The 8,976-nt window shown below is 55.1% G+C and carries 10 protein-coding genes; 8 read left to right on the top strand and 2 right to left on the bottom strand.

Going from position 1 to position 8,976, the window contains the following annotated elements:
* The first annotated feature begins 91 nt into the window (after window positions 1-91).
* The 8 genes from WBM93_RS12140 (at window position 92) to pobA (ending at window position 7,721) form a co-directional block, all read left to right on the top strand.
* A complete protein-coding gene (locus WBM93_RS12140; protein ID WP_424432131.1) occupies window positions 92-1,240 on the top strand; it encodes a LysR substrate-binding domain-containing protein in 1,149 nt (382 codons plus the stop codon).
* A gap of 83 nt (window positions 1,241-1,323) precedes the next feature.
* The gene (locus WBM93_RS12135; RefSeq protein WP_424432130.1) at window positions 1,324-2,142 is read left to right on the top strand and encodes a DUF1932 domain-containing protein; all 819 of its coding nucleotides are present in this window, start codon (window positions 1,324-1,326) and stop codon (window positions 2,140-2,142) included.
* Entirely contained in the window at window positions 2,139-3,155 is a 1,017-nt protein-coding gene (locus tag WBM93_RS12130; protein WP_424432129.1) for an amidohydrolase family protein, read from the top strand. Before WBM93_RS12135 ends, WBM93_RS12130 begins: the two co-directional genes overlap by 4 nt.
* A gap of 169 nt (window positions 3,156-3,324) precedes the next feature.
* The gene (locus tag WBM93_RS12125) at window positions 3,325-4,350 is read left to right on the top strand and encodes a Rieske 2Fe-2S domain-containing protein (RefSeq protein ID WP_424432128.1); all 1,026 of its coding nucleotides are present in this window, start codon (window positions 3,325-3,327) and stop codon (window positions 4,348-4,350) included.
* On the top strand, window positions 4,347-4,754 hold the full coding sequence (ligA, locus tag WBM93_RS12120) for a protocatechuate 4,5-dioxygenase subunit alpha (protein WP_424432127.1): 408 nt from the start codon (window positions 4,347-4,349) through the stop codon (window positions 4,752-4,754). The genes WBM93_RS12125 and ligA overlap by 4 nt, the downstream gene beginning before the upstream one ends.
* Before the next feature lies 1 nt (window position 4,755).
* A complete protein-coding gene (locus WBM93_RS12115; protein WP_424432126.1) occupies window positions 4,756-5,598 on the top strand; it encodes a class III extradiol dioxygenase subunit beta in 843 nt (280 codons plus the stop codon).
* Between the two features lie 18 nt (window positions 5,599-5,616).
* Window positions 5,617-6,555: a Gfo/Idh/MocA family oxidoreductase gene (locus WBM93_RS12110; RefSeq protein WP_424432125.1), complete on the top strand. Its 939-nt coding sequence runs from the start codon at window positions 5,617-5,619 to the stop codon at window positions 6,553-6,555.
* Entirely contained in the window at window positions 6,552-7,721 is a 1,170-nt protein-coding gene (pobA, locus tag WBM93_RS12105) for a 4-hydroxybenzoate 3-monooxygenase (RefSeq protein WP_424432124.1), read from the top strand. Before WBM93_RS12110 ends, pobA begins: the two co-directional genes overlap by 4 nt.
* Window positions 7,722-7,728: 7 nt before the next feature.
* Here the strand turns inward: pobA and WBM93_RS12100 are convergent, their stop codons facing one another.
* Window positions 7,729-8,697 (bottom strand): fumarylacetoacetate hydrolase family protein, encoded by a 969-nt coding sequence (locus WBM93_RS12100; RefSeq protein ID WP_424432123.1) that lies wholly within the window; start codon window positions 8,695-8,697, stop codon window positions 7,729-7,731.
* On the bottom strand, window positions 8,694-8,976 hold a 283-nt coding region (locus tag WBM93_RS12095), incomplete at its 5' end, for a cupin domain-containing protein (RefSeq protein ID WP_424432122.1). The genes WBM93_RS12100 and WBM93_RS12095, both read right to left, overlap by 4 nt.

Below are 8,976 nucleotides of genomic sequence, written 5' to 3'. Positions count from 1 at the left end.
CTTTTGTTTGTTCAGAGGTTACAAAGATTGCGACCAGACAAGCAAGTCGGAACTATGCAGCACCCATAAGAATATGCTAATCGTATTGTGAATGAAGATTTCCGATTTCAACCTTAGACATCTGCGTGCCGCTTCATCTATTGGGCATTTGGGTAGTATTTCCGCTGCAGCGCAAGCCATCCATATTAGTCAGCCTGCCCTCACGCAAGGATTGGCAAAACTGGAATCCATGCTGGATCAGCCGCTATTTGAGCGGCGAACCGATGGCATGGTTGCAACCGAAGCGGGACGCTTATTTTTTCCCAGAATAGAAACCGCACTGATCCATATTGTTTCCCCGCGCGTCACCATGACGCAGCTGCGCGCGTTAATCGCGTTGGCGGATGCGGGAAGCTATGCCGCAGCATCAAATGCCACCGGGCTTGCCCAGCCATCCTTGCATCGGGCCGTCGGCGATCTGTCTGTCGCACTCAAACGAAATCTGGTCGAGCGGCGCGGGAAAGGTGTCGCGCTGACTGAGCAAGGCAGGCGCACTGCGCGGCGGTTTCGCCTCGCCCGCGCCGAACTTGAAGCCGGTTTGAGCGAACTTGCCGCCTTGCAGGGTCGCGAGACAGGCCGGATCACTATCGGAGCCATGCCTCTGTCGCGCGCGCGCATATTACCAGCAGCGGTCGCTGCTTTTCATCGGGATAATCCCGATGTCGCGATCAATATTATCGAAGGTGCCTTTCACGAGTTGATCGAACCGCTACGTGACGGTGACATCGACTTGATGATCGGTGCGATGCGGGCGCCGTCGCCCGGACCGGACGTTGCCCAACAACCATTGTTCGATGATCATCCCGCGGTCATTGGCCGCAAAGGCCATCCGGCGCTGTCCGACCAACCCTCGCTCGAAAATCTTGCAAAATATTCCTGGATCATTCCAGCCACCGGAACGCCATTGCGCGATGGATGGGCAAGCATGTTCGACAAATTATCGATTCCGCTGCCTCAAGTTCCGATAGACTGCGGGTCGGTGATTACCATCCGTCAGATCCTGATCGAGAGCGATTTCCTCACCCTGTTGTCGCCCGATCAGGTCGCTGTCGAACTGGAAGCCGGCTGGCTCGTCAAAATCACCAATATTCCGGAAGGATATACCCGTAAAATCGGTGTTACAACGCGCACGGAATGGCGACCAACGGCGATGCAGGAAAAGTTTCTGACCATCTTGAAGGCCATATCAAAAGCAACTTAAGTTATCAAAAACTTATAGCCATACCGGCCTTCCAATTAGCTTGTCCTTTGGAAATGCCTAGACTTGCGGTCATGACAAGCTCGGTGACTTTGATTGGATATGGTGAAGCTGGCCGGACCTTTGCGTGCGCCGCAGGCTGGCAGTCGCAGGCGCAGGTATATGATGTGGAGCCGCTTGAAGCGCTTTTGACAAAAGATGGCGTAACGGCCTGCACTACGATCGACGCTGCTCTGAAAGACAGTCCGCAAACCATCAGTGTCGTCACAGCGGATCAGGCGCTGATCGCGGCGCAAAATGCCGCACCACATCTGACCCCTAAATCTCTATATTTCGACATGAATTCTGTCGCGCCTCAGACCAAGCGCGACGCATTTGAAGTGATTGAGGGCGCAGGCGGGCGTTATGTCGACGTCGCCATCATGTCACCGGTTGATCCAGCGCGGCTGGCGGTTCCTTTGCTTGTTTCCGGCCCTTATTCGGAAGATGGCAAAGCGGCGCTGGCTGCTCTGGGTTTCACCAATGTACGCATTGTTGGCGACGATATCGGCCGTGCCTCAACCATCAAGATGTTGCGCTCCGTCATGTATAAAGGCGTCGAGGCATTGACCGCAGAATGCCTGATTGCTTGCGAAAAGGCCGGGGTTACCGACGAAGTCCTGACGAGCTTTGGCAATGATTGGTCGGACCAGGCGGACTATCGTCTCGACCGGATGCTGGTTCACGGACTGCGGCGTTCGGCGGAAATGCATGAATCATCGCAAACGTTGCTCTCACTTGGAGTTACGCCGATTCTGACCGAAGGAACGGTGGGCTGGCAACAGGCGATGGGAGAGTTGGAAGTCTCTCCAGTACCAAAAGGCCTGAATGCCAAGTTGGCTGCAATTGTGGAGAAAATGTCATGATCATCGATTGCCACGGCCATTATACCGTTCTCCCAAAAGCGCATGACGAATGGCGCGAGTTGCAAAAGGCGGCATTTGCCGCGGGCGAGGAAGCACCGCCCTACCCCGAAATTTCCGACGATGAAATCCGCGAAACGATCAAAGCCAACCAGCTTCGGCTGCTCAAAGAACGCGGCGCGGACATGACGATTTTCAGTCCACGAGCCTCGGCCATGGCCCCGCATGTAGGTGACCAGAGTGTTGCCGTAAAATGGGCGCAGGTTTGCAATAACCTGATCGCGCGCGTGGCTGGGCTTTACCCCGATACATTTGCGCCGGTGTGCATGCTACCGCAGTCACCGGAAGCAGACATGAGTTCCTCCATTGCCGAGTTGCAGCGCTGCGCAGACATGGGCTTCATCGGATGCAACCTGAACCCTGATCCGGGTGGCGGCAAGTTTGAACACCCGCCTTTGACCGACACATTCTGGTATCCGTTTTATGAAAAGATGGTCGAACTGGATATGCCCGCGATGATCCATGTGTCGGGCAGCTGTAATCCGGCAATGCACGCAACCGGGGCCTATTATATCGCGGCCGACACGATTGCCTTCATGCAGCTCATTCAAGGAGACCTATTCAAAGATTTTCCGACATTGCGTTTGATCATCCCGCATGGCGGGGGTGCCGTTCCCTATCATTGGGGCCGATATCGCGGGCTGGCCGATATGCTGAAGCAACCAGACCTGTCGACCCATGTGATGAACAATGTCTTCTTCGACACCTGCGTTTATCACCAGCCGGGCATCAACCTGCTCGCCGATGTCATAGACAACAAGAATATCCTGTTCGGTAGCGAAATGGTCGGCGCGGTGCGCGGCATCGATCCGCAAACCGGTCATTATTTCGACGACACCAAACGTTATATCGATGCGCTCGACCTGACCGACGCTGAACGCCATGCCATTTTTGAAGGGAATGCACGCCGCGTCTTCCCAAGACTGGATGCACAGCTGAAGGAGCGCGGGCTGTGAGTATCGGCAGGGAAAAATGCAGTCGGTATTCTGGCCTGTTGTTTGGGTACGAGGTTATTGTGTGCGCAGTCGATGATCCTGACGAAACCCAGCCAAGCAACAAAGAAATTCCCAACAAAACACGCCCATTGTTTTCACAATTGGGTTCGGAATTGACGGAGGGAACGCAATGAGTACCTGGATCAAAAACGCCTGGTATGTGGCTGGTTGGGACTATGAGATTGGTCCCCAGCCGCTAGCTCGAACGATGTTGGGCGTGCCTGTTGTTCTATGGCGCAAGCTCGATGGCGGAGTTGTTGCTATGCGCGATGCCTGCCCTCATCGCATGTTGCCCTTGTCTATGGGAATCAAGGAGGGCGATTCTCTCCGCTGCAAATATCATGGCCTGAAAATTGGTCCCGATGGTGTCGCCGAAGAAATGCCGCTAAAATCGGATCCGGTGAACAAGCGGATTTGCACGGAAACATTCGTTGTCCATGAACGTCACCGGTTTGTGTGGATATGGATGGGCGATACGCCAGCCGATCCTGAACTTATCCCCGATTTGTGGCCCTGCTCCGCAAAAGGCTGGGCGTTCGAAGGGGGATATTATTCCATCGGCTGCGATTATCGTCTGTTGATCGACAATCTGATGGACCTGACCCACGAGACCTATGTCCATCAAGGCTCCATCGGCCAACAGGAGCTGATGGATGCCCCGCTGGACACCCGCACGACCGATGACCGGGTGTTTGTCGAACGCTGGATACCCGACATCGATCCACCACCATTCTGGAAAGGTGCGCTCGGCAAGGAAGGCCGGGTCGACCGCTGGCAGATTTGCGAATTTATCGCGCCGTCCGCGGTCATCATCGATGTTGGTGTCGCACCGGTTGAAGCCGGTGCCAGCCTTGCAAAACATGATCAGGGTGTTCGTGGTTTCGTGGTGGATGTCATGACCCCCCAGGACGAAACGCACAGCCACTATTTCTGGGGCATGGCGCGCGATTTCCGGACCGACGATCCCGGCTTTGGTGCCCGCTTCCGCCAGCAGCAGAGCGGCGTTTTCGCTGAGGATGTTGAAATACTGGAGGCGCAACAGCGCTCGATAAAAGCCAATCCGCAGCTAAAATTGCAGGCTTACAATATCGATCAGGGCGGCGTGCGTTCGCGCCAGATGATCGACCGCATCAGGAAGGCAGAAGGCAGTATATGATCGAACAGGATATCCACGAATATCTCGCCGAGCTCGAGGACCTTCCAGGCACGCGGGTCTTTACGGCATCACGTGCGCGGCAGGGCTATCATCTCAACCAGTTCGCAATGAGCCTGATGAACGCGGAGAACCGCGAGCGCTGGAAGGCCGATGAAAAGGCCTATCTCGCCGAATGGCCAATCACCGAGGAACAGCGGCAGGCGGTGCTGCATCGCGACTATAACCGCATGCTTGAACTCGGCGGCAACATCTATTTTCTCAGCAAGATATTCTCGACCGACGGTATCAGCTTTGCCGAAGCGGTCTCGACGATGACGGATATGACCTTCCCCGAATATCGCGACATGATGCTCAATGGCGGACGTTCGCCCGAGGGCAATCGCTCGATCAAGGGAGGCTATTGAAATGGCGCGTATTACCGCTGGCGTCGGCTCCAGCCATGTTCCCCTGCTTGGCGTTGCCGTCGATCAGGGCAAAACGCAGGATGATTATTTCGGACCCATTTTTGAAGGCTATGAATGGACCCGAAAATGGGAAGAAACCGAAAAACCCGATGTTGTCATATTGGTTTACAATGACCATGCGTCGGCATTTGACGCCAATATCATTCCCACTTTTGCAATCGGTTGTGGCGAGAGTTACAAACCTGCCGATGAAGGCTGGGGCCCGCGTGAAGTGCCCCATGTAGAAGGACATGCCGACCTCGGCTGGCATATAGCGCAGAGCCTGATCCTCGACGATTTTGACATGACTATAATCAACGAAATGGATGTCGATCATGGACTGACCGTGCCGTTGAGCATGATGTTTGGTCAGCCTGAAAAATGGCCGGTCAAGGTCGTGCCGCTGGCGGTCAATGTTGTCACCTATCCGGTGCCATCGGGCAATCGTTGCTGGGCATTGGGCGAAGCAATTGCCCGAGCCGTTGCAAGTTTTCCCGAAGATCTGAACGTACAGATTTGGGGCACAGGCGGTATGAGTCACCAGCTGCAAGGGCCGCGTGCCGGATTGCTAAACCGCGCGTGGGATAACAAATTCCTCGACATGCTGACCGGCGATACCGATGCCGCGCGGCATATTCCGCATATCGAATATCTGCGCGAAACGGGCAGCGAGGGCATTGAAATGATCATGTGGCTGATCATGCGCGGCGCGCTCGGCAAAAAAACAAAATGCCTGCATCGCCACTACCATATTCCGTGCAGCAACACCGCTATCGGGCACATTGTGCTCGAACCAGACAACTAGATCCAAGGAGTATCTTTCATGAAAATCGCACTAGCAGGCGGCGGCGCCTTTGGAGAAAAACATCTCGATGGCCTGAAAAATATCGATGGCATTGAAGTGACTGCGCTCGTTGGCCGAACACTCGAACCAACCCAGGCGATGGCCGATAAATATGGCGTTGGTTTCGCTACGACTGATTATGACACAATGCTCGCGCGCGAAGATGTCGATGCTGTTATATTGGCTACGCCGACACAAATGCATGCCGACCAGGCGATGAAAGCCATGGATGCAGGCAAGCATGTCGAGGTGGAAATCCCGCTCGCCGACAGCTGGGCCGATTGCGAAGCGGTTATGGCCAAACAGAAAGAAACCGGGCTTGTCTGCATGGTTGGCCACACCCGCCGCTTCAATCCCAGCCATCAATATGTGCACAACCGGATCAAGGCCGGCGAATATAATATCCAGCAAATGGACGTGCAGACCTATTTCTTCCGGCGAAAGAATATCAACGCCAAGGGGCAAGCGCGCAGCTGGACCGACCATCTGCTTTGGCACCATGCGGCGCATACCGTCGATTTGTTTGCCTATCAGGCTGGACCCATCATTCAGGCAAACGCGATTCAAGGGCCGATCCATCCGGAACTGGGAATTGCAATGGATATGTCGATCCAGATGAAGGCCGAAAGTGGCGCGATCTGCACGCTCTCGCTTTCGTTCAACAACGATGGGCCGCTGGGGACATTTTTTCGCTATATCGGTGATAACGCCACTTATATCGCGCGATACGATGATCTGGTGAACGGCAAGGAAGAAGTGATTGACGTAAGCAAGGTCGATGTATCGATGAACGGTATCGAGCTTCAGGACCGCGAATTTATCGCTGCGATCCGCGAAGGCCGCGAACCGAACAGCAGCGTCGCGCAAGTGTTGCCCTGCTACAAGGTTCTGCACGATCTCGAGGGTCAATTGGGGTGAAAACACAGGTCGCGATCATTGGCGCCGGGCCCGCGGGCCTGCTGCTCGGCCATTTGTTGCGCGCCGAAGGGATTGATTGCGTCATCGTCGAACGTCAGTCACCCGACTATATTCTCGGCCGCATCCGCGCGGGCGTATTGGAGCAGACCACAACCGACTTGCTCCATCGTCTCGGACTCGATGAGCGCTTGGACAAGGAAGGCCTGCTCGAGGAAGGTTTCTGCCTCGCAGACGGCCAACGATTGATCCGGATCAACACGTTCGAACTCTCTGGAAAACATGTGACGGTTTACGGCCAGACCGAAGTGACCCGCGACCTGATGGAAGCAGCCGAGGGTCGCGGACTGGAAATCATTTATGAATCCTCGGATGTCGCGTTGCATGATATCGAAAGCGACATGCCCTATCTGACTTATGGCAAAGACGGCACGCAGCATCGGATTGATGCCCGCTTCATTGCGGGATGTGACGGTTATTACGGCCCTTCACGCCAAGCGATTCCAGCCAGCGCCGCACGTGAGTTCGAACGGGTCTATCCCTTCGGATGGCTGGGCATTTTGGCCGATGTGCCGCCCTGTCACGACGAGCTGATTTACGCCAATCACGAGAATGGATTTGCTCTTGCCTCGATGCGGTCACGAACCCGCAGCCGCTACTATATCGACGTGGCGATGACGGAAAAGGTCGAGGATTGGCCGGATGCACGGCTCTGGGACGAACTCGCCGTGCGCCTCGGGCCAGATGCCGCTGCACATATGACGCGCGGACCGGCATTGGAAAAGAGCATTGCGCCTTTGCGCTCTTACGTGTTTGAACCGATGCAGCACGGATCTTTATTCCTGGCGGGTGACGCGGCTCATATCGTTCCTCCCACCGGAGCGAAAGGACTCAATCTTGCGGCCTCCGATGTTCACTATCTTTCCGAGGCCTTCACGGGCTATTTCAAGCATAACGATCAGGATGCCGTCAGAGCCTATGCGAAGAAAGCGCTTTCCCGCGTCTGGAAAGCAGAGCGATTCAGCTGGTCCTTGACCAAGCTGATGCACCGCTTTCCTGACGACGGCCCGTTCGAACGCAAGATGCAGGTGGCTGAACTAGATTATATTGCATCCAGCGAAGCTGCGCAGAAGTCCATCGCCGAAAATTATGTCGGGTTGCCTGTTTGAAACGCGCTCAGGCTTGGACCACTTTCTGGTCGATCACGCCAAACGGCGACGAGCCGTCAATGCCGCGACCTTCCATGCGGATACGGTCGCCAAAAGACATGAACGGCGTGGTCGCGGGCCCCTTGTCGCGGATCATCTCGATCGCGCGAACCTCTGAAATACAGCTTGATCCGACTTCTGCATAGTTTGGATTGGAAACGGTACCCGACCCAATGATCGTTCCCGCGACCAGATCGCGCGTCAATGCGGCATGAGCAACCAGTTCGTGGAAACCAAAATCCATGGCTGCGCCATTGGCCGCTCCAAATTTTTCGCCGTTCAAGTCAATTTCCAAATCGAGACAAACCCGTCCGTCTTTCCAACCTTTACCCAATTCGTCAGGAGTGACGGCAAAAGGCGCCATCGAACAGGCGGGTTTTGCCTGGACCCAGCCAAACCCCGTTTTCATTTCGATGGGCGCAATAGCGCGCAGCGACCAGTCGTTAATCTGAACTATCAGCTTGATGTGGTTCATCGCATCTGCGGCTGAGGTTCCCATCGGCACATGATCGACGATAACTCCGAACTCGCCCTCAAAATCGATGCCATGCTCTGTCGTTGGCAACGGCACATCTTCGGTCGGGCCGAAGAACTTGTCCGAAATCCCCTGATACATGAGCGGTCTGTCGGTATCGATCGGATCCAGGCCAAAAGCGACCTGCATCAGATCGCCGTGGGTGGAAAAGGCGGAACCGTCCAGCCATTGCCAGCTGCGCGGCATGGGCGCCGCAAAGGCATCGGATTTGCATAGCTCTCCTTGACCAGATGCGAGTTTGTTCTGCGCCTCTGCAAGGGTCGTTTGACCGGCATCCCAATCTTCCATCAGCTTTAGCAAAATTGGCAAACTATCTCCAATTTTCAGCACGCGCGTGCCATCGTCTGAAACAACAGCGAGCGCGCCGCCAGGAGTGCCGTCTTTTAATGTTGCAAGTCTCATTGTTTTAAACTTTCATCAAATACGCCATCGATCAGAATAAAAGCGATCCGGCAATTTTCATTGGTACGATTGGACCAGCCGTGATTGGTACCGCGCTGCACGATGATATCGCCGGGGCCGACAGTGGTTTCGCCCTCGTCCATGATCAGCACCAGTTCGCCTTCGAGAACGATCCCGTAATCGACGGTTTCGGTGCGGTGCATATGGGCGTGGCGTGATCCCTCGCCTTCGAACGAAGATGCGTCCGCGGCCCCGATTTCGGCAAAATGCGCTTTCGCC

Source organism: Parasphingorhabdus sp. (assembly GCF_049667325.1).
Lineage (GTDB): Bacteria > Pseudomonadota > Alphaproteobacteria > Sphingomonadales > Sphingomonadaceae > Parasphingorhabdus.
This window is presented reverse-complemented; position numbering and strand designations above follow the sequence as displayed.